23 protein-coding genes, 1 tRNA gene and 1 pseudogene are annotated in these 19036 nt (G+C 68.6%); 21 read left to right on the top strand and 4 right to left on the bottom strand.

Going from position 1 to position 19036, the window contains the following annotated elements; translation table 11 throughout:
- The 10 genes and pseudogenes from glyA to VHS75_RS04785 all read left to right on the top strand — a co-directional run.
- Nucleotides 1-666, top strand: a pseudogene (glyA, locus tag VHS75_RS04830) (serine hydroxymethyltransferase); the annotation flags it as partial.
- A 28-nt stretch (nt 667-694) separates the two neighbouring features.
- A complete protein-coding gene (gene nrdR, locus VHS75_RS04825) occupies nt 695-1168 on the top strand; it encodes a transcriptional regulator NrdR (protein WP_329637473.1) in 474 nt (157 codons plus the stop codon).
- 5 nt (nt 1169-1173) lie between these two features.
- Nucleotides 1174-1818 carry a RibD family protein gene (locus VHS75_RS04820; RefSeq protein WP_329637472.1) on the top strand — a complete coding sequence of 215 codons (645 nt, stop codon included), beginning with the start codon at nt 1174-1176 and terminating at the stop codon, nt 1816-1818.
- Nucleotides 1819-2409 (top strand): riboflavin synthase, encoded by a 591-nt coding sequence (locus VHS75_RS04815; RefSeq protein WP_329637471.1) that lies wholly within the window; start codon nt 1819-1821, stop codon nt 2407-2409. It abuts the gene before it with no gap.
- 30 nt (nt 2410-2439) lie between these two features.
- On the top strand, nt 2440-2880 hold the full coding sequence (locus VHS75_RS04810; RefSeq protein ID WP_329637470.1) for a 6,7-dimethyl-8-ribityllumazine synthase: 441 nt from the start codon (nt 2440-2442) through the stop codon (nt 2878-2880).
- Nucleotides 2881-3336, top strand: coding sequence for a transcription antitermination factor NusB (nusB, locus tag VHS75_RS04805; RefSeq protein WP_329637469.1), 456 nt, complete (start codon nt 2881-2883; stop codon nt 3334-3336).
- Complete coding sequence (gene thiL, locus VHS75_RS04800) at nt 3323-4279, top strand: thiamine-phosphate kinase (protein WP_414694243.1); 957 nt, start codon at nt 3323-3325, stop codon at nt 4277-4279. The genes nusB and thiL overlap by 14 nt, the downstream gene beginning before the upstream one ends.
- Before the next feature lie 60 nt (nt 4280-4339).
- Nucleotides 4340-5395, top strand: coding sequence for a type III polyketide synthase (locus tag VHS75_RS04795; protein WP_329637468.1), 1056 nt, complete (start codon nt 4340-4342; stop codon nt 5393-5395).
- Entirely contained in the window at nt 5392-5895 is a 504-nt protein-coding gene (locus VHS75_RS04790; RefSeq protein WP_329637467.1) for an isoprenylcysteine carboxyl methyltransferase family protein, read from the top strand. The genes VHS75_RS04795 and VHS75_RS04790 overlap by 4 nt, the downstream gene beginning before the upstream one ends.
- Before the next feature lie 77 nt (nt 5896-5972).
- Entirely contained in the window at nt 5973-7775 is a 1803-nt protein-coding gene (locus VHS75_RS04785; RefSeq protein WP_329637466.1) for a DEAD/DEAH box helicase, read from the top strand.
- On the opposite strand, the gene VHS75_RS04780 is transcribed toward VHS75_RS04785, so the two are convergent.
- Nucleotides 7772-8752 carry a retroviral-like aspartic protease family protein gene (locus VHS75_RS04780; protein WP_329637465.1) on the bottom strand — a complete coding sequence of 327 codons (981 nt, stop codon included), beginning with the start codon at nt 8750-8752 and terminating at the stop codon, nt 7772-7774. The genes VHS75_RS04785 and VHS75_RS04780 overlap by 4 nt on opposite strands.
- 107 nt (nt 8753-8859) lie before the next feature.
- Between VHS75_RS04780 and VHS75_RS04775 the strand changes: the two genes are divergently transcribed.
- A complete protein-coding gene (locus tag VHS75_RS04775) occupies nt 8860-9303 on the top strand; it encodes a hypothetical protein (protein ID WP_329637464.1) in 444 nt (147 codons plus the stop codon).
- Nucleotides 9304-9488: 185 nt separating this feature from the next.
- Nucleotides 9489-11615, top strand: a complete 2127-nt coding sequence (locus VHS75_RS04770) for a sodium-translocating pyrophosphatase (RefSeq protein WP_329637463.1) — start codon at nt 9489-9491, stop codon at nt 11613-11615.
- Between the two features lie 181 nt (nt 11616-11796).
- Here the strand turns inward: VHS75_RS04770 and VHS75_RS04765 are convergent, their stop codons facing one another.
- The gene (locus VHS75_RS04765) at nt 11797-12300 is read right to left on the bottom strand and encodes an outer membrane protein assembly factor BamE (protein ID WP_329637474.1); all 504 of its coding nucleotides are present in this window, start codon (nt 12298-12300) and stop codon (nt 11797-11799) included.
- 151 nt (nt 12301-12451) lie between these two features.
- Between VHS75_RS04765 and VHS75_RS04760 the strand changes: the two genes are divergently transcribed.
- The 6 genes from VHS75_RS04760 (at nt 12452) to VHS75_RS04735 (ending at nt 16432) form a co-directional block, all read left to right on the top strand.
- Entirely contained in the window at nt 12452-12964 is a 513-nt protein-coding gene (locus tag VHS75_RS04760; RefSeq protein ID WP_329637462.1) for a ubiquinol-cytochrome C chaperone family protein, read from the top strand.
- Between the two features lie 20 nt (nt 12965-12984).
- Nucleotides 12985-13482: a DUF177 domain-containing protein gene (locus tag VHS75_RS04755; RefSeq protein ID WP_329637461.1), complete on the top strand. Its 498-nt coding sequence runs from the start codon at nt 12985-12987 to the stop codon at nt 13480-13482.
- Between the two features lie 88 nt (nt 13483-13570).
- Nucleotides 13571-14647: a phosphate acyltransferase PlsX gene (gene plsX / locus VHS75_RS04750; RefSeq protein WP_329637460.1), complete on the top strand. Its 1077-nt coding sequence runs from the start codon at nt 13571-13573 to the stop codon at nt 14645-14647.
- The gene (locus tag VHS75_RS04745) at nt 14644-15624 is read left to right on the top strand and encodes a beta-ketoacyl-ACP synthase III (RefSeq protein WP_329637459.1); all 981 of its coding nucleotides are present in this window, start codon (nt 14644-14646) and stop codon (nt 15622-15624) included. Before plsX ends, VHS75_RS04745 begins: the two co-directional genes overlap by 4 nt.
- Nucleotides 15625-15719: 95 nt before the next feature.
- Nucleotides 15720-16022, top strand: coding sequence for an integration host factor subunit alpha (locus VHS75_RS04740; RefSeq protein ID WP_324947822.1), 303 nt, complete (start codon nt 15720-15722; stop codon nt 16020-16022).
- A 14-nt stretch (nt 16023-16036) separates the two neighbouring features.
- Nucleotides 16037-16432, top strand: coding sequence for a MerR family transcriptional regulator (locus VHS75_RS04735; RefSeq protein ID WP_329637458.1), 396 nt, complete (start codon nt 16037-16039; stop codon nt 16430-16432).
- Nucleotides 16433-16595: 163 nt separating this feature from the next.
- Here the strand turns inward: VHS75_RS04735 and VHS75_RS04730 are convergent.
- Both VHS75_RS04730 and VHS75_RS04725 read right to left on the bottom strand, forming a co-directional pair.
- Nucleotides 16596-16672 (bottom strand) — tRNA-Pro (locus tag VHS75_RS04730).
- A 62-nt stretch (nt 16673-16734) separates the two neighbouring features.
- The gene (locus VHS75_RS04725) at nt 16735-16932 is read right to left on the bottom strand and encodes a DUF2842 domain-containing protein (protein ID WP_329637457.1); all 198 of its coding nucleotides are present in this window, start codon (nt 16930-16932) and stop codon (nt 16735-16737) included.
- Nucleotides 16933-17006: 74 nt separating this feature from the next.
- Here VHS75_RS04725 and VHS75_RS04720 point away from each other — a divergent pair, with 74 nt between their 5' ends.
- The 3 genes from VHS75_RS04720 to VHS75_RS04710 form a co-directional block, all read left to right on the top strand.
- Nucleotides 17007-18038 (top strand): COX15/CtaA family protein, encoded by a 1032-nt coding sequence (locus VHS75_RS04720; RefSeq protein WP_329637456.1) that lies wholly within the window; start codon nt 17007-17009, stop codon nt 18036-18038.
- 104 nt (nt 18039-18142) lie between these two features.
- Entirely contained in the window at nt 18143-18766 is a 624-nt protein-coding gene (locus VHS75_RS04715) for a cytochrome P460 family protein (protein ID WP_329637455.1), read from the top strand.
- A gap of 145 nt (nt 18767-18911) precedes the next feature.
- The coding region (locus VHS75_RS04710) for an uL13 family ribosomal protein (RefSeq protein WP_324364182.1) at nt 18912-19036 on the top strand (125 nt) is incomplete at its 3' end.

Below are 19036 nucleotides of genomic sequence, written 5' to 3'. Positions count from 1 at the left end.
GACATCGCCCACTATGCGGGCCTGGTGGCCGGCGGGGTTTATCCGAACCCATTCCCGCACGCCCACATCGTCACCACGACGACGCACAAGACCCTGCGCGGCCCGCGCGGCGGCATGATCATGACCAACTCCAAGAAGTGGGCGAAGAAGATCGATTCCGCCGTCTTCCCCGGCCTGCAGGGCGGGCCGCTGATGCATGTGATCGCCGCCAAGGCCGTGGCCTTCGGCGAGGCCCTGCGGCCGGAGTTCAAGGTCTATGCCGCAAACGTCGTCGAGAACGCCCGCGCCCTGGCTGACAGCCTGCAGTCCGCCGGCTTCAAGATCGTCTCCAACGGCACCGACAGCCACCTGATGCTGGTCGACCTGACGCCCAAGGCCGTCAGCGGCGCCGACGCCGAGATCGCGCTCGAACGCGCTGGGATTACAACCAACAAGAACGCGATCCCCGGCGACCCGCTGCCGGCCATGCAGACGTCCGGCCTGCGAGTGGGCTCGCCCGCCTGCACGACCCGCGGTTTCGGCCCGGCGGAGTTCCGCCAGGTGGGGACCTGGATCGGCGAAGTCCTGGACGGCCTGAAGGCCGGCGGCGACAATTCGGCCGTCGAGCAGAAGGTCCGCGGCGAAGTTCTTCAGTTGACGCAGCGCTTCCCTATCTACAACGGATAGGGGTTAATCGGCCGAAGGGGGCCAGATCATGCGCTGTCCGTTCTGCGGTCACCTCGAAAGCCAGGTGAAGGACAGTCGTCCATCCGAGGATGGCGCGGCGATCCGCCGTCGTCGGCTCTGCCCGGAGTGCGGCGGCCGCTTCACGACCTTCGAGCGTGTGCAACTGCGGGAACTGACCATCCTGAAGCGATCAGGCCGGCGCACGCCGTTCGAGCGCGACAAGCTCGCCCGCTCCATCGCCGTCGCGATCCGCAAGCGGCCGATCGATCCGGATCGGGTGGAGCGGATGATCTCCTCGATCGTGCGCCAGCTGGAAAGCATGGGCGAAACCGAGCTGCCGTCGTCGGCGGTGGGCGAACTGGTCATGACCCAGCTGAAGGCGCTCGATGACGTGGCCTACGTCCGCTACGCCTCGGTCTATCGCGACTTCCGCGAGACCCAGGACTTCGCCAAGTTCCTCGGCGAGGAAGGCTTGGCCGAGGCGGCCGAAGACGAGGCCTAGCGGCCGTGCCGGTCACCCTCAAGCTCGCGACTTCGCTGGATGGCCGCATCGCCACGGCCGCCGGCGAGAGCCGCTGGATTACGGGCGAGGATTCCCGCGAGGCGGTGCACTGGTTGCGCGCTGAACACGACGCGGTGCTGGTCGGAATCGAGACGGTTCTGGCCGACGATCCCGAGCTGACCGTCCGCCTGCCGGGCTATGACGGGCCGCAGCCGGCGCGGGTGGTTCTGGATAGCCGCCAGCGGCTTTCGCCGACCTGTAAGTTCGTCAGGACCGCTCGCGAGGTCCCGACCTACGTCGTGGCCACCACCGAGCCCGATCCGGCGCTGGTCGCGGCCGGTGTGAAGGTCCTCACCGTCCGTGGTCTGGGCGAGGACCGGCCCGAGCTGAAGACCGTCGTCGAGGCCCTGGCCGGCGAAGGCCTGTCGCGCCTGTTCGTCGAGGGCGGCGGCCAGGTGGCGGCGAGTTTCGTCCGCTGCGGGCTGGTGGATGCGCTGGAGTGGTTCCGCGCCCCGATCCTGATCGGCGGCGAGGGGCGGCCGGGCCTAGGCGCCCTGGCGGTTGCGAGCTTGGCCGAGGCGCCCCATTTCCGGCGTGTCGAAGTCCGGGAGGTCGGCCTCGACCTCTGGGAACGCTACGCGAGGGTCTGAATGTTCACCGGGATCGTCACCGACGTCGGGCGTGTGAAGAGCGTGCGGGAAACCAACCGCGACCGCCGCTTCGAGATCGAGACGGCCTTCGATCTCGCCACCGTCGATATCGGCGCCTCGATCAGCCACGCCGGCTGCTGCCTGACGGTGGTGGAAAAGGGCGACGATTGGTTCGCGGTGGAGGTGTCCGGCGAGACGCTGGGCCTGACGACGCTCGACGCCTGGGAGGAAGGCCGCCGCATCAACCTGGAGCGCGCCGCGCGGGTCGGCGACGAACTCGGCGGCCACATTGTCTCCGGCCATGTGGACGGCGTCGGCGAAGTCTTGTCGGTGCGGAGCGAGGGCGGCTCGCACCGGGTGCGGATCCGCAGCCCCCGGCCGCTGCACCGGTTCATCGCGCCGAAGGGCTCGATCACCGTCGAGGGCGTGTCGCTCACCGTCAACGAGGTGGAGGACGACGTCTTCGGCGTGAACCTCATCCCGCACACCTGGGATGTGACCACCTTGGGCGAGCTGAAGCCGGGCTCGCGGGTGAATCTGGAGATCGACATGCTGGCGCGCTATCTCGCGCGCTTCCGCGAAACGGCCTAAGGCTGCGCCGCACACGCCGAAGGACCCCCGATGAGTGAAGACCAAGTCCGCATCCTGATCGTCGAGGCGCGTTTCTATTCCGACCTGGCTGACGAGCTGCTGAAGGGCGCGACCGATGCGCTCGAGGCCTTCGGCGCGGCCTATGAGGTCGTGACGGTGCCGGGCGCGCTGGAGATTCCGGCGGCGATCGCGCTGGCGGAAGAGGGCGGCCGCTACGACGGCTATGTGGCTCTGGGCACGGTGATCCGCGGCGAGACCTATCACTTCGAGATTGTCGCCAACGAGTCCGCCCGCGGGTTGATGGATCTCTCGGTCAAGCAGCTCTGCATCGGCAACGGCATCCTGACCGTCGAGGATGAGACCCAGGCCTGGGCGCGGGCCCGCGCCAGCGAGGGCGACAAGGGCGGCGGCGCCGCGCGCGCGGCGCTGACCATGGTCTCGCTGCGCCAGCAGCTGCTGATCGGTCTCTAGATGACCGCTCCCCCGAAACAGGCACGGTCGGTCGCCCGGCTGGCCGCGGTCCAGGCGCTTTACCAGATGGAGGTCTCCAGCGTCGGCGCTGAGGCGGTGATCCGCGAGTTCGCCGACCACCGGTTCGACCGCGACGCCGAGGGGGGCGACATGCCCCTGGCCGCGGCCGACGAAGCCTTCTTCGCCGAGCTGGTGCGCGGCGTCGTCGAGCACCAGAAGGCGGTGGACGCCGCGGTCGCCAGGAAGCTGGCCACCGGCTGGCGGCTGGACCGGCTCGACGCCACGGCCCGCGCCATCCTGCGCGCCGGCGCCTTCGAGCTGATCCATCGCGCGGACGTGCCCACCGAGGTGGTGATCGACGAATATGTCGAGCTGGCGAAGTCGTTCTTCGAGGGGCCGGAGCCGGGGTTCGTGAACGGGGCGCTGGACGCGGTCGCCCAAGATGCCCGGCGCTAAGCACCCCGAGACCGACGAATTCTCCGAGATCGCGCGGCTGTTCCGCCCGCTGACCGGCGGCGCGCCGGGAGCCTTTGACCTCAAGGATGACGCCGCGGTGGTGCCGCAGCGACCCGGCTTCGATCTGGTGATCACCAAGGACGCCATGGTCGAGGGCGTGCATTTCCCGGTTGGCGAGGCGCCCGACCTGATCGCGCGCAAGCTCCTGCGGGTGAATCTCTCCGACCTGGCGGCCAAGGCGGCCGAGCCGTTCGGCTGTTTCCTGGCGGTGGCCTGGCCGCCGAACTTCGGCCCGGTCGAACGTGAGACGTTCGCGCGCGGCCTGGGCGAGGACCTGGCGGCCTACGATGTCGCGCTCCTGGGCGGCGACACGGTTTCCACGCCCGGGCCGTTCACCGTCAGCCTGACGGCCCTCGGTTGGGTCCCGGAAGGCGGCATGGTGCGCCGCGCCAGAGCCCAGGTCGGTGACGTCCTCGCAGTCAGCGGCACGATCGGAGATGGCGTGTTGGGGCTGGCCGCGGTGAAGGGCGAGATCGCCGATCCGGACGGCTGGCTCGCGGGCCGCCTGCGGCTGCCCACGCCCCGGCTGGACTTGTGCGAGGTGCTTCGCGCGCAGGCCCACGCCGCCGCCGACGTCTCAGACGGCCTGATCGCCGACGCCGGACATATCGCCGAGGCCAGCGGGCTGGGGCTGAGCCTCGACCTCGACGAGATGCCGCTGTCGCCGGCCGCCGCGGCCTGGCTCGACGGACAGCCCGACCGCGCTGCGGCCTTGGTCCGCCTGGCCACCGGCGGCGACGATTACGAGGTGGTCGCCGCCTTTCCGGATTCACCGCCGGAGGGCTTCACGCCCATCGGCGAGATGGTCTTCGGGTCCGGCGTCGAGGCGCGCGTAGACGGCCGTCCGGTCGCGGTCACCGAACGCGGTTGGAGACACCTGTAAAAGGAACCTCCGCCGTGGCGAGGTATTGCGGTCCGGGGACTGCGCCGCCAGGGACCGATGATGACCGCCTCCGTGAAGCTGCTTTCGCTCGCGACCGCCACGCCGCCGCACGACCTCGCTCAGGATGATGTCTTCGAGGTCGCCCACCGGATCTTCATCTCCCGCTTCCCCGAATTTGTGAAGATGGGGCCGGTCTACGACCATGCCGGCGTGCGCCATCGCCAGATCGCGCGGCCTGTGGATTGGTACCTGCAGCCGCACGGCTGGGCCGACCGGGCGGCGGTCTATGATGAGGTCGCCCTGGATCTCTTCTGCCGGGCCGCTGCGACGGCGCTGGCGGAAGCGGGCCTGACCGGTGCGGACGTAGACGCCATCGTCACGGTCTCGACCACTGGTGTCTCAACACCCAGCCTTGAGGCCAAGGCCATGACCCGCATGGGCTTCCGGTCCGACGCCGCGCGGGTTCCGCTGTTTGGCGTCGGCTGCGCCGGCGGCGCGACGGGTCTGGCCTTGGCCTATCGGCTGGCCAAGGCGCAGCCGGGCGCCAAGGTGCTATTGGTTTGCGTCGAGCTCTGCTCATTGGCCTTCCGGCTGGAGGAGCTCTCCAAGACCGACATCATCTCCACGGCGATCTTCGGCGACGGCGCGGCGGCCTGCGTCGTGTCCAGCGAGGCCGGCGCGGAGGGCTTCGCCACGGTCACTGGCTGCGCCGAGCACACCTGGCCCGATACACTGGGCGTGATGGGCTGGCGGGTGGGCGAGGGCGGCCTGGCCGTGGTGCTCGACCAAGCGCTGCCGCCCTTCGTGCGCCGGGAAATCCGGCCGGTCGTCGAGGCCATGCTGGCCCGCCAGGGTCTGGGGCTTGAGGATATCGACCGCTTCATCTGCCATCCGGGCGGCATGAAGGTGATCGAGGCTCTGGAGGGTGCGCTCGGCCTGGGGCAGGGCGCCCTGGACCATGAGCGCGAGGTGTTGGCCGACCACGGCAACATGTCCTCGCCCACCGTCCTATTCATCCTCGACCGCGCGCGCCGAGCCGGTCTGCCGAAGCGCTCGCTGCTTACCGCTATGGGGCCGGGCTTCACCGCCAGCACGGTGACCCTGGAGGCGGCATGATCCTGTCGCTCGTCATCCTGGCTCTGGTCACGCTGCAACGGCTGGGCGAACTGGTTGTCGCCCGCCGCAACACCGCGCGGCTGTTGGCCGAGGGCGGGGTCGAGCGGGGAGCCGAGCACTATCCGCTGATGGTCAGCCTGCACGCAGCCTGGCTGATCGGGTTGTGGGTGCTGGCCTGGGATCGGCCCGCGAACTTGCCCTGGCTCGCCGCCTATCTGGCGCTTGAGATCCTGCGGATCTGGGCGTTGGCGTCGATCGGACGGCGCTGGACGACGCGGATTATCGTGGTTCCGGGCGAGCGCCTGGTGCGTAAGGGTCCCTATCGGTTCCTGCCGCATCCCAACTACCTGGTGGTGGCGGGCGAGATCGCGGTCCTGCCGCTGGTCTTCGGCCTCAACGCCTATGCGCTGGTGTTCTCGCTCCTGAACGCCGCTATGCTGTGGCTCCGTATCCGGGCCGAGGACGCCGCCTTGAGGGACGCCCGGCAGCCCGCAATCTGACGCAGCACTTGCTTTCGCAGGCGCGTTGCGGCTTTTGGCGCGTCCGCCGCGTTTCGCCGACGGTCCAAGGACCTTGTATGCCGTTTCCGACCACCCACCCCGCGCTCGAACGCGCCCTCGAGAAGCAGGGCTATCAGGAGCCGACGCCGGTTCAGGCCGCTGTCCTGTCCGAGCCGGACAGTCGCGACCTGTTGGTCTCCGCCCAGACGGGCTCCGGTAAGACCGTCGCCTTCGGTTTGGCCCTGGCGCGCGGCTTGCTGGGCGAGGAGCTGCGGTTCGGCCGCGCCGAGGCGCCTCTGGCCCTGGTGATCGCCCCGACCCGCGAGCTGGCCCTGCAGGTCAGCCGCGAGCTGGAATGGCTCTACGCCGAGGCCGGCGCGCGAGTGACCACCTGCGTTGGCGGCATGGACCCGCGGGCCGAGCGCCGCGCCCTGCAGGCCGGAACCCATATCGTCGTCGGCACGCCCGGCCGCCTGCGGGACCATATCGAGCGCGGCGCGCTGGATCTGTCGGCGCTGAAGGTCGTGGTGCTCGACGAAGCTGACGAGATGCTCGACCTCGGCTTCCGCGAGGACCTGGAAGAGATCCTCGACTCCACGCCGGTCGAGCGCCGGACCCTGTTGTTCTCGGCGACCATCGCTAAGGAGATCGCCACTCTGGCGCGGCGTTATCAGCGCGACGCGGTGCGCATCGACACCCTGCGGCGCGACGAGGCGCACGGTGACATCGAGTACCGCGCGGTCCGCGTGGCGCCCAACGAGGTCGAGCACGCGGTGGTCAACCTGCTGCGCTATTTCGAGAGCCCGGGCGCCCTGGTGTTCTGCAACACCCGCGAAAAGGTGCGCCATCTGCACAGCGCGCTGCGGGAACGCGGCTTCTCCGCCGTCGCCCTCTCCGGCGAGATGACCCAGAAGGAGCGTTCGGACGCCTTGCAGGCCCTGCGCGACGGTCATGCGCGCGCTTGCGTCGCCACCGACGTCGCCGCCCGCGGCCTGGACTTGCCGGACCTGGGCCTAGTGATCCACGCCGAGCTGCCGGTGAACAAGGCGGGCCTCCTGCACCGGAGCGGCCGCACGGGCCGGGCCGGCAAGAAGGGAGTCTCGGTCCTGGTGGTGCCCTACAACAAGCGGCGCTTTACCGAACGGCTGTTGGACTCGGCCAGCATCGACGCCGGCTGGTCCGGCCCGCCGCTGGCCGACGAGATCCGCGCCAAGGACCAGCAGCGCCTGCTGGACGATCCGATCCTCAAGACCCCGGGGTCCGAAGAAGAGCTGACGCTGGCCGGCCGACTGCTGGCGGACCTCTCGCCCGAGGCGGTCGCCGTCGCCCTGATCCGCTACCAGCGCCAGCGCCTGCCGGAGCCGGAGGACATGTTCGATGACGCCCGCGAGACCGGCCAGACCATCCCGTCAGCTCGGCCGCGCGGCGGAACGGCCTACGATCCGATGCAGGAAAGTCCCGCCGGGCCGCGGCCCTCGCACCGGGCCGATACGGTCGGCGCCGAGTGGTTCCGGATGCCGATCGGCCGGCAGAACAACGCCGATCCCAAATGGCTGATCCCGCTGATCTGCCGCCTGGGCCACGTCACCAAGAAGGACATCGGCCAGATCCGCATCTTTGACCGCGAGACCAAGTTCGAGATCGTCGCCGAGACGGAGGCGCGCTTCCGTCAGGCGGTGAAGGGCGCGGCCGAGGGCGATATCCGCATCGAGCCTGCCGCGGCCCCGCCGGCGGCCGATCGTCCGCGCGGCCCGCGACCGGGGCCCGGGTCGGGCCCGCTGCGCGGCGGGCCGCCTCCGAAGGGCGGCAAACCCAACGGCGGCAAGCCGTTTGCCGGCAAGCCTCGCGGCCCGAAGCCCCAGGGACGACGCCCGACCTAGGCTGGGCGGACCAGCGGGCTCGACGGCGTGAATTGCCCGGCCGCCAGATCGAAGCGGACCTGGGAGCGGCCGAAGTCCAGCGACACCCGTTCGAATTGGCTCAAGAGATCCATACCCAGCACGATGGCCGGCTTGTCCTTGAGGCCCCACAGGTCGAATACATGCACGTTGGCGTGGACGACGGGCACATTGCCCAGCTGGAGCCCGCCGAGCCGCAGGAACGGCAGATAGAGCATCTCGCCGAAGAAGGGCTCGCCCGCCAGCGTCTCCATGCCGATCTGGTGATAGGTGTCGCTGGCGCCGCTGCGGCGGTTTTGGGCGGCGACCAGGGCGCGCAGCGGCGTGTTGGCCATGCTCATCTGAGAGCCGGAGTCGATCATGGCGCTGATCGGCCGCCCGCCCAGGTCGGCGTCGACGATGGTCAATTGGCCCATGCGGCGTCGCGCCGGAACGATCACGGAGCCGTCGGCGGCGATGTCGCGCACGGATCGGGCGATGGAGATGTTGCGGTCCTTGAAGGCCAGGACCAGGCGCTGGCCGTCCAGCCAATCGACGCCCAGCACGCCATCGAGCCCCTTGTTCAGGGGTAGTGTCGCCGCGCGCACGGCCTTGCGGCTGCGCTCGCCCACCTGCAGGCGGTCGATGATCACCTGGGGGCGCTCGTGCACGCCCACGACGGTGTGAATGCGCGCAGGGTCGGTCGCGGCGAGCATCAGCCGGTCCGCCAGGTCGCGCGAGACGCAGGAGGTGTTCGCCCCGGTGTCCATCAGGAATTGGAACGGGCCCTGGCCGTTGACGGTCACCGGCGCGAGCATGTGCTCATAGGCGTCGTGGCCTGCGCCGATCTCGGTCGGCGGCTCGGCCAAGTTGGGCGACGGGTTTGCGGGCGCGACGGTCTGGGCGAACGCTCTGGACAGCGGCGCGGCGGCGGGCAGGGCGATCAGGCCGGCGGCGGCCTGGCGGCGGCTCAGGTCCATGGCGCAACGCCTCCCTGGCGTTTTCTTTTGAGGCTACACCCTGGCTGCCCTGAGGTCATGCGGCGCTTCAACCTTGCGGAAACGGACGCCGCGGTAGTCTGCGGGCCATGTCCAAGCGCCTGCTCCTGCTCGCCTTGTCCCTTCTGGCCCTCGCCGGAGCCGCCCACGCGGGCGAAAAGCCCGACAAGACCAAGGAGGTCGGCCAGTATGTCGACCTGCAGCCGGTCGCCATGCCGATCGTCGTCGATCAGCGGCTGGTCAACTATGTGTTCGTCTACGTCCGCGTGAACCTGAAGAGCGGGGCTGACATCATCAAGGCCCGCGAAAAGGAGCCGGCGTTCCGCGACGCCCTGGTCCGCGACGGACACCGCACGCCCTTCGTCCTGGCCAACGACTGGTCGAAGATCGACGAAGCGATGCTGATCGCGGCCATGACCCGCGACGCCGCCGCCATCACCGGCCCTGGCGTCGTCGCCTCGGTGAGCATCACCTCCCAGACCCCGCAGAAGCGGGTGATGCCGCCCCGGCCGGCGGCTTCAGACCATCCCTGAACCGTGTTCCCTCGGCGCTGTTGCGCCGGGAGGCCAACTTTGGCACTTTCCCGCCTCTTATCAGGGGGCCGCCAAGGGAGCGCGCCTCTTATCTTGGGGAAACAGGGGCTGGGAGCGAGCCGGGGCCGCGTCACCGACGCGGTTATCGATCCCCCTCCGCGCGATCGTAAAGGGGTGCGCACAACATGAGTTCGATTTTGATGCTGGTGATAGCAGCTGGCCTGCTGGCGGTGCTGTACGGCGCCGTGCAGACCGCCTCACTGATGCGGGCCTCGCCCGGCAACGCGAAGATGCAGGAGATCGCCGCCGCCATCCAGGAGGGTGCGCAGGCCTATCTGAACAAGCAGTACACGACAATCGCCATGGTGGGCGTTGTCATCTTGATCGTCCTGTTCTTCCTGCTCGGTCCGCTGGAAGCCATCGGCTTCCTGATCGGCGCGGTGCTCTCGGGCGCCGCCGGTTTCGTGGGCATGCTGGTCTCGGTCAGGGCCAACGTCCGCACCGCCCAGGCGGCGTCGGAAGGTCTGGCCAAGGGCCTCTCGCTGGCGTTCCGCTCGGGCGCGATCACCGGCATGCTGGTGGCGGGCTTCGCCCTGATCGGCGTCGCCGGCTATTACACCGTGCTGACCGGCCCGCTCGGCCATGAGAACACCAGCCGCGATGTGGTCGACAGCCTGGTGGCGCTTGGCTTCGGCGCATCCCTGATCTCCATCTTCGCCCGTCTGGGCGGCGGCATCTTCACCAAGGGCGCCGACGTCGGCGGCGACATGGTGGGCAAGGTCGAGGCCGGCATCCCCGAGGATGACCCCCGCAACGCCGCGACCATCGCCGACAACGTGGGTGACAACGTCGGCGACTGCGCCGGCATGGCCGCCGACCTGTTCGAGACCTATGCGGTGACCACCGTCGCCACCATGGTGCTGGCGGCGATCTTCTTCCGCGGCACGGATGCTGTGAACAACATGATGCTGGTGCCGCTGGCCATCTGCGGCGTCTGCATCGTCACCTCGATCATCGGCACCTTCGCCGTGCGCCTGGGCAAGTCCAACAACATCATGGGCGCGCTCTACCAGGGCCTGATCGTCACCGGCGTGCTGTCGGTCGGCGCGCTCTGGTGGGTGATGCACAGCCTCGTCGTCGCCCCGCTGACCGTCGGAACCAAGACCTTCGACGCCAACAGCCTGTTCGGCTGCGGCATCGCCGGCCTGGTGGTGACCGCGTTCATCGTGGTGATCACCGAGTACTACACCGGCACCGGCTTCCGCCCGGTGAAGTCGGTGGCCAAGGCCAGCGTCTCCGGCCATGGCACCAATGTGATCCAGGGCCTGGCCATGTCGCTGGAGTCCACCGCCATGCCGGCGCTGGTGATCATCGTCGGCATCATCGTCACCTACAACCTGGCGGGCCTGTTCGGCATCGCCATCGCCACCACCTCTATGCTGTCGCTGGCCGGCTTCATCGTGGCGTTGGACGCCTTCGGTCCGGTGACCGATAACGCCGGCGGCATCGCCGAAATGGCCGGCTTGCCTCCGGAAGTGCGGGTCACCACCGACGCCCTCGACGCGGTCGGCAACACCACCAAGGCGGTGACCAAGGGCTACGCCATCGGTTCGGCCGGCCTCGGCGCCCTGGTGCTGTTCGCGGCCTATACCGAGGACCTGAAGTTCTTCTCGGCCAATGCGACGCCGGGCAGTTTCTTCGACAACTTGGGCACGGTCGCCTTCGACCTATCCAACCCCTACGTCGTGGTGGGCCTGCTGTTTGGCGGCCTGCTGCCGTTCCTGTTCGGCGGCATGTCGATGACCGCGGTGGGTCGGGCGGCGGAAGCGGTGGTGGCGGAAGTCCGCCGTCAGTTCCGCGAGAACCCCGGGATCATGACGGGCGAGGTGAAGCCGGAGTACGGCCGCGCCGTGGCCATCCTGACGCAAGCGGCGATCAAGGAAATGATCGTTCCCTCGCTGCTGCCGGTGCTCTCGCCGATCGTGCTGTTCTTCGTCATCAAGGCGATCGCCGGCAAGGTCGACGCCTTCGCCTCGCTCGGCGCCATGCTGATGGGCGTGATCGTGACCGGCCTGTTCGTGGCCATCTCGATGACCTCGGGCGGCGGAGCCTGGGACAACGCCAAGAAGCTGATCGAAGAAGGTCACTACGGCGGCAAGGGTTCGGAAGCCCACAAGGCGGCCGTGACCGGCGACACCGTCGGCGACCCCTACAAGGACACCTCGGGTCCCGCCGTGAACCCGATGATCAAGATCACCAACATCGTGGCCCTGCTGCTGCTGGCGGTCCTGGCCCATGGCGTGATCCACTGATCACAGCCCAAGGCTGAAAACGAAGACGCCCCGGAGAGCGATCTCCGGGGCGTTTTGCAATTAAGGCCCGCTCGTCCCCGCGAAGGCGGGGATCCATGGGGCGCGTGGGATATTTGGCGTGGCGGCGTGAGCGGTCGCTATCTCAGTTTGGGTCCCCGCCTTCGCGGGGATGAGCGGAGGACTAATTCCGCCGATCGCCCGGACGGTTGCCGGGGGTGTTGTCATCGCTGTTGGGCAGGAGCCCGCCGCGGCCGACGTTGCCGAGGATCTGTTCGAGGATGGTCAGCTCGCGGCCGCGGGTTGGGGTTTCGCGGCCGTTGAAGGCAACCACCTTGCCATCCTTCAGGGTATAGCTGTTGACGCTCTCGACCAGCTCGGAGTCCTTGTTGAAGGTGATCGCGGTCACATTGCGCGCCACCACTTCCGGCCGCTTGAAAGCCACCCGGGACTTCAGCTGGTTCATGTAGAACCAGGTGTTGGTGTCGAAGGCGCCGGTCGCCGAGGGCGAGCCCAATCGGCCGCGCACGGTCGACTTGGTGTCGGTGCCGATCTTCACGTCCTTGGGATCGGACTCGATGGCCTGGAAGCCGGAGTAGCTGGTCACCGGCGCGCAGGCTGACAGGCTGGCCGCGGCGGCGGGGATCAACAAGCCGGCGGCGAGCGCGGCGAAGGCGGTTCGGGACATCATCTGAAGCTCTGGAACCTGTTCTCTGCGCCGATCTGCGCTGAAGGGCGTTGGCCTGGGGCTTTGACCTATCGTCGCTCGCCCCTTAGTTCAATGCGGCTTTATGTAAGTCATCGGGCGAAATCGAGGCGTGATGTTGTTGGACCGGTTGTTGCGACCCCGCCCCGCGGTGGCGGCCGGCCGCGCGCTCTATGCGCGTGCGGTCGAGCAGGCGAGGGCGCCTGGGCTCTACGCCGACCTCGCCGCGCCGGACACGGTGGAGGGCCGATTCGAGCTCTACAGTCTGCATGTGGTCCTGCTGCTCGACCGCCTGCGCGGGCAGGGCGACCTGGCGGCCGACGTCAGCCAGGTTCTGTTCGACACCTATGTGAAGGGCCTCGACAGCGCTCTGCGGGAGATGGGTGTCGGCGACCTGTCGGTCGGCCGCAAGATGCGCAAGCTGGGCGAGGCCTTCTATGGCCGCGGCAAGTCCTATGAGGTGGCCTTCGCGGCCTTGCCCGACCAGACCCAACTCGATGCCCTGCTGGCCCGCACGGTCTATGCCGACGCAGACGCCGCCCAGACCCCTCGGCTGGCGGCCTATGTCCTGGGGCAGCGCGCGGCCTTGGCGGCGCAGGACCTGGAGCCTCTGCTGGCGGGTCAGGTGACGTGGCAGCCCTTATGACTCCGGCCTGGACCCAAGTGATGCGGCTGCATGAGATCGCCCGCGGGCCGATGGTCATGCGCCTGGAGCCCGACGAGGCGGCGCGTGCGGGGATCGCCAGGACGCTCGGTCTGGTCAGCCTGCCGTCGCTGAGCGCCAACCTGACCCTGAAGCCCTGGATGGACGGCGTCGAGATCACCGGCCGCTTCGACGCCGTGGTCGAACAGACCAGCGCGGTGTCGCTGGAGGACTTCCGGCACCCGTTGTCCGGCGAGATCGAGGTCCGCGCCGTGCCGGGCGGCAGCCCCAACGCCCAGGCGCCGGAAGGCGGCGAGATCGACTACGATCCCGAGGCGCCCGATCCGCCGGACATCCTGGAGGGCGACACCATCGATCTGGCCGCCTATGTCATCGAGCACTTGGCGCTGGAAATCGACCCATTCGCGCGCCAGCCGGGCGAGGAATTCGAATTTCAGCCGGCTCCGGAGCCGGAATCGCCCTTCGCCGTGCTCAAGAAGTTGAAGGGCGACGAGCGCTAGGCGCTTAAGGCCTTGTTTGCATTGCCGAGCCTGGACGCTATCGTCCGGGCGAATCCGGCGGGACCCGTCGAAGGACCAAAGCGCCGTCTTGACCCAGCCCCTGGTGATTTCCATCGACGCCATGGGCGGAGACCACGGCCCGAGCGTCGTCGTGCCGGCCGTCATTCGCGCAACCGCCTCGCTGCCCCAGGACGTCCGCTTTCTGCTGCACGGTGATACGGCCGCCATCGGCCACGGCCTGGCGCGGTATCCCAACGTGGCGCGCCGCGTCGATATCGTCCCCGCCGAGCGGGTGATCGCCATGGACGAGAAGCCCGCCCAGGCGCTGCGCCGCGGCAAGGGCACGTCCATGTGGAACGCCGTCGAGGCGATCCGCGAGGGCCAGGCGGTGGCGGCGCTCTCGTCCGGCAACACCGGGGCCCTGATGGCGATCTCCAAGCTGATCCTGCGGATGAGCGGTGAGCTGGAGCGCCCGGCCCTGGTCACCAGCATCCCCACCCCGCGCGGCGTGACCACCTTTCTCGACGTGGGCGCCAATATCGACTGCGACGCCGAGCGGCTGGTCGAGTTCGCCATCATGGGCGAGGCTTATCACCGCGCGGCCCACGGGGCGCCCAAGCCCACCGTTGGCCTACTGAACGTCGGCGCCGAGGAGATGAAGGGCCACGAGGAGGTGCGCGAAGCCAACCGGATCCTGCGCGAGGGCAAGCTCGACCTGGATTACCGCGGCTTCGTCGAGGGCGACGACATCACCCGCGGCGCGGTGGACGTGGTGGTTACTGACGGCTTCACTGGCAATGTAGCGTTGAAGGCCATGGAGGGCGCGGCGCGGTTCATCACCGCGGAGCTGCGCAGTTCGCTGACCTCGGGCTTCTTCTCAACGGTGGGCGCTATCCTGGCCCGGCCGGCGCTGCAGCGGTTCCGCGAGCGGATGAGCCCGACGCCGGCTGCGCCGTTGCTGGGGCTGAACGGCATCGTGCTGAAGGCGCATGGCGGGGCGAGCGCACGCGACTTCGCCATGGCCATACAGCTTGCGGTTGATCTGGCCCGTAGCGACTTTTCCGCCGAGATCGAACGGAATATGAGACGGCTCCCCGATGCGCTGGCCGAGCCCGCGCAGGCGACCGCCGATGCGGCCGCCACCGCCCAAGGAGCCACCGAGTGACGAGCGTGCTGCGTAGCGTGGTGACCGGTGTCGGCGGTTACCTGCCCGAGCGGATTGTGACCAACGACGACCTGGCCAAATTCGTCGACACCTCCGACGAGTGGATCGTCGAGCGCACCGGCATCCGCCAGCGCCACCAGGCCCGCGACGATCAGCCGGTGTCCGACCTGGCGGTGGAAGCCGCCAAGAAGGCCCTGGCCGCCGCCGGTCGCACGCCGGACGAGGTCGACCTGATCATCGTGGCGACCACCACCGCCGACCTGACCTTCCCCGCCGTGGCCACTATCGTGCAGCGCAAGCTGGGCTGTCCGGTCGGCGTGGCCTTCGACGTGCAGGCGGTCTGCTCCGGCTTTGTCTACGCGCTGTCGGTCGCCGACGGCTTTGTGGCCCGCAACCGCTCGAAGGTCGCCCTGGTGATCGGGGCCGAGACCATGACCCGGCTGATGGACTGGACCGACCGCGGCACCTGCGTGCTGTTCGGCGACGGAGCCGGCGCCGTCGTGCTGGAGCCGCAGGCGGGCGAGGGGACCACCGCCGACCGCGGCTTGCTGGGCTTCGCTCTGCGCGCCGACGGGACCAAGCAGGAGCTGCTCTATGTCGACGGCGGCCCGTCCACCAACGGCCAGGTGGGCAAGCTGCGCATGCAGGGCAACCAGGTGTTCCGGCACGCGGTCGTGAACATCTCCGAGGCGATCACCGCCGCCGCCGCCGACGCCGGGGTCGAGGTGGCCAGCGTCGACTGGTTCGTGCCGCACCAGGCCAACCTGCGCATCCTGCAAGGCGTCGCCAAGCGGGTCGGCATCGACGAGGACAAGGTGATCACCACCTTGGACCAGCACGCCAACACCTCCGCCGCCTCGATTCCCCTGGCCCTCCACCAGGGCGTCCGCGACGGGCGGATCAAGCCCGGCCAGCTGCTGCTTCTGGAGGCAATGGGCGGCGGCCTGACCTGGGGCGCCTGTGTTCTTCGACTGTAATCCTCAGCAAACCCCGCAAACAGGCGCTTGAAGTCTTTGACGGATTGGGACAATCAAGGCACGGTGACGCTGATGCTTTGGGGGATTTGGCGAGCATGAAGGGTGCGACGGTAACGCGGGCGGACCTCTGCGAGGCGGTCCATGAGGAGGTCGGCCTGACCCGCCAGGACTGCGGCGAGCTGGTCGAGCGCGTCCTCGAACTGATGGCGGTCGCCCTGGAGAAGGGCCAACAGGTCAAGCTTTCCGGCTTCGGCGTCTTCCAGGTGCGGGCCAAGCGCGCCCGTATGGGACGCAATCCGAAGACCGGTGAACCCGCCGCCATCGAGCCGCGCCGGGTGATCGGCTTCCGCGCCTCGCAAGTCATGAAGGCGCGGGTCGACCGCGCCCTCGCGCGGTGAGGACGCTCTAGACCGTGGCCAAGGGGCCGGAAGCCTTTCGGACCATCTCCGAAGCGGCGGACGAGCTCAGTGTGCCGCAGCATGTGCTGCGCTTCTGGGAAACCAAGTTCGCCTTTATCCGCCCTATGAAGCGCGCCGGCGGTCGGCGGTTCTATCGCCCGTCGGACATCGCGGTCCTGCGCGGCGTGCGCCATCTCCTCCACGACGAGGGCTACACCATCAAGGGCGTCCAGCGCCTGCACCGCGAGGAAGGCCTGCGCCGCCTGGTCAGCGCCGGCGGCGAGGGCCCGCCGCCCAATGACGAACCGCGCGGCGCGGCGCCGCCAGCCGCTGGCAAGGACAGCCTCTACGACGCCCTGCGCGAACTTGAGACCGCCAAGCAGCGGCTCGACGATCTGCTCAACCCCTGATTCAAAAAGCTCGTCATGGCCGGCCTCGTGCCGGCCATCCATACGCACAGGTCTCTAACGAAGAGGCCCGGCGGCACGGCTTCATCCGGCCCGCCCGGAGTCTATGGATGGCCGGCACGAGGCCGGCCATGACGATCATAGGGTTTGGGGATTGATCGCCGAATGGTCGGAGCGACAGGATTTGAACCTGCGACCCCTTGACCCCCAGTCAAGTGCGCTACCAGGCTGCGCTACGCTCCGACGCCTCGCGGCGAGCGCGCCTTATAGGCGGGCGATGATCGTCGCCGCAATCCCGAAAAGGTCTAGCCGGGTCGGTTCATCCAGGAGATGAGCGGCAGGACCGGAATCCCCCAGCAGATCCCGGCCAGGGCGAAGAAGCAGAACTGCCACGGGCCGTGGGCCGGGACATAGCCCGCCAACTTGGCCATGCCGCCCATGTAGAGCAGCAGGAAGCCCAGGATCGCGAAGAGGCCGATCAATTTGCGCAGGCGGGGTGACATCGCGCCTGCTTAGCCGCGCCAGCCCTCAGGCGGAAGCGTGGACTGGACCCGGTTTCCGGGTTAGGCCGCGGGCGATGACCTCATTCCTGCGTTCCGACCGCTCCCGCGCCGTGGCGATCTGGCTGCTGATCACAGCGGCCCTGGTGGTCGCCATGGTGGTGGTGGGCGGCGCGACCCGCCTGACCGGCTCAGGCCTGTCGATCACCCAATGGAAGCCGATCTCCGGCGTCCTTCCGCCGCTCGGCGACGCCGCCTGGCAGGCCGAGTTCGCCCGTTATCGGGCGATCCCGCAGTTCCGGTTCGTCAACCCGGACATGACGCTCGCTCAGTTCCGCTTCATCTACTTCTGGGAGTGGTCGCATCGGCTGCTGGCGCGGGTGATGGGTACGGTGTTCCTTCTGCCGCTGATCTGGTTCGCCGTGCGCCGCGAGATCCCTCGGCGGCTCTGGGCGCAGATGGGCGCGGTGACCCTGCTGCTGGCCCTGGAACCCATCGTCGGCTGGTGGATGGTGGCGAGCGGGCTGGAGACCCGGGTCTACGTCGCCCCGGAACGGCTGATGCTGCACCTGGGCATCGCCTTCGCCCTGTTGGGCGCGCTGGTCTGGACGGCGCTGGACGCCTGGGCGGGCCAGGCGCGCCAGACCTTGCCCAGCCCCTGGGGCGGCCGGGCGTTGTGGGTCGTGGGCCTGATCTATCTGCAGATCCTGCTGGGAGCCCTGGTGGCGGGGAACCAGGCGGGGCTGGTCTACAACGACTGGCCGCTGTTCGCCGGCCACCTGCTACCCAACGATTACGCCGGCCCAGGCCTCTGGGCGACGCTGGCCCACAGCCGAGGCGCGGTGCAGTTGCATCACCGCCTGGTCGCCTATCTGCTGACGATCGTCGCGGTGCTGATGGGCGCGAGCGCCTGGCGGTCATCCTATCTGGCGGCGACTTCCCGAAGCCTGGCCCTGGGCGTGGCCGGCCTGGTGCTCGTCCAGGCGGCCCTGGGAATCGCGACCCTGATGGCCCGTGTGCCGATCGGCCTCGGCGTCGCCCACCAGCTGACCGCGGCGCTGACGCTTTGCCTGGCCGTAGCCTTCGCCTGGCGGGTGCGCAGGATCTAGGGGCGAAGTTCGGCGCGTCCGAAATCGCGGGAAGCTCGTCATTGCCGCCATGGGGCGACGTGGCGCACAAGTTGGGCGATGTTTGAGCAAGCCTGGGGGCTGGAATGCAATCTCGAGTTCGGATCGTCGCGGCCGCGCTGGCCGTGGCCCTGGTCGGCGGCCTGACCGCGACGGCTGCGTCCCAGGCGGCGCCCGCAGCGCCGACAGTCGCCTATACGCCGGACGGCAAACTCGTGCCGCCGAAGGACTACCGCACCTGGATCTACCTCTCGAGCGGCATGGACATGGCCTACACCGAGGCTCCGGGCATGGCCGACCACCACATGTTCGACAATGTCTTCGTCAACCGCGAGGCCTATGAGGTCTACCAGAAGACCGGGACCTGGCCGGACAAGACCATCTTCGTGCTGGAGGGCCGGATGGGGCAGGGGCGAGGCTCGATCAACAAGAAGGGCCTCTTCCAGGGCGACACCATGGGCCTCGAGGCGCATGTGAAGGACACCGCCCGCTTCAAGAGCGGCTGGGCCTTCTTCCCGATGAACGGCGACGCGCCGGCCGCAGCCCTTCCGCAGACCTCGCAGTGCAACGTCTGCCACGAACAGCACGGGGCGGTGGACACCACCTTCGTCCAGTTCTACCCGACGCTGATGCCCAAGGCCCAGGAGATGAAGACCCTGGCCGCGGCCTATCTGGCGGACGAGGAAAAGGACAAGGACGAAAAGCGGTAATATATTACCGTATCAAGAAAACGTCGCCTTTTCAACGCCATGAGGATATTCAGACCTCCGGCAGTTGACAGGCTCCGGCTTAGTCGGCATATGCGCCCGCTCACGTCGGGGCCCCTTGTCCCGCCAAAGTCCGGATGAGTTTCCCATGATGAAGACCACGGCTTCGCTGAAGCCCGCCGAGGTCGAGAAGAAGTGGATCGTGATCGACGCCGAGAACGCCGTGGTCGGCCGCCTCGCGACCTTCATCGCCAACCGTCTTCGCGGCAAGCA

The organism is Phenylobacterium sp., assembly GCF_036264965.1.
Taxonomy (GTDB): Bacteria; Pseudomonadota; Alphaproteobacteria; order Caulobacterales; family Caulobacteraceae; genus Phenylobacterium.
This window is presented reverse-complemented; position numbering and strand designations above follow the sequence as displayed.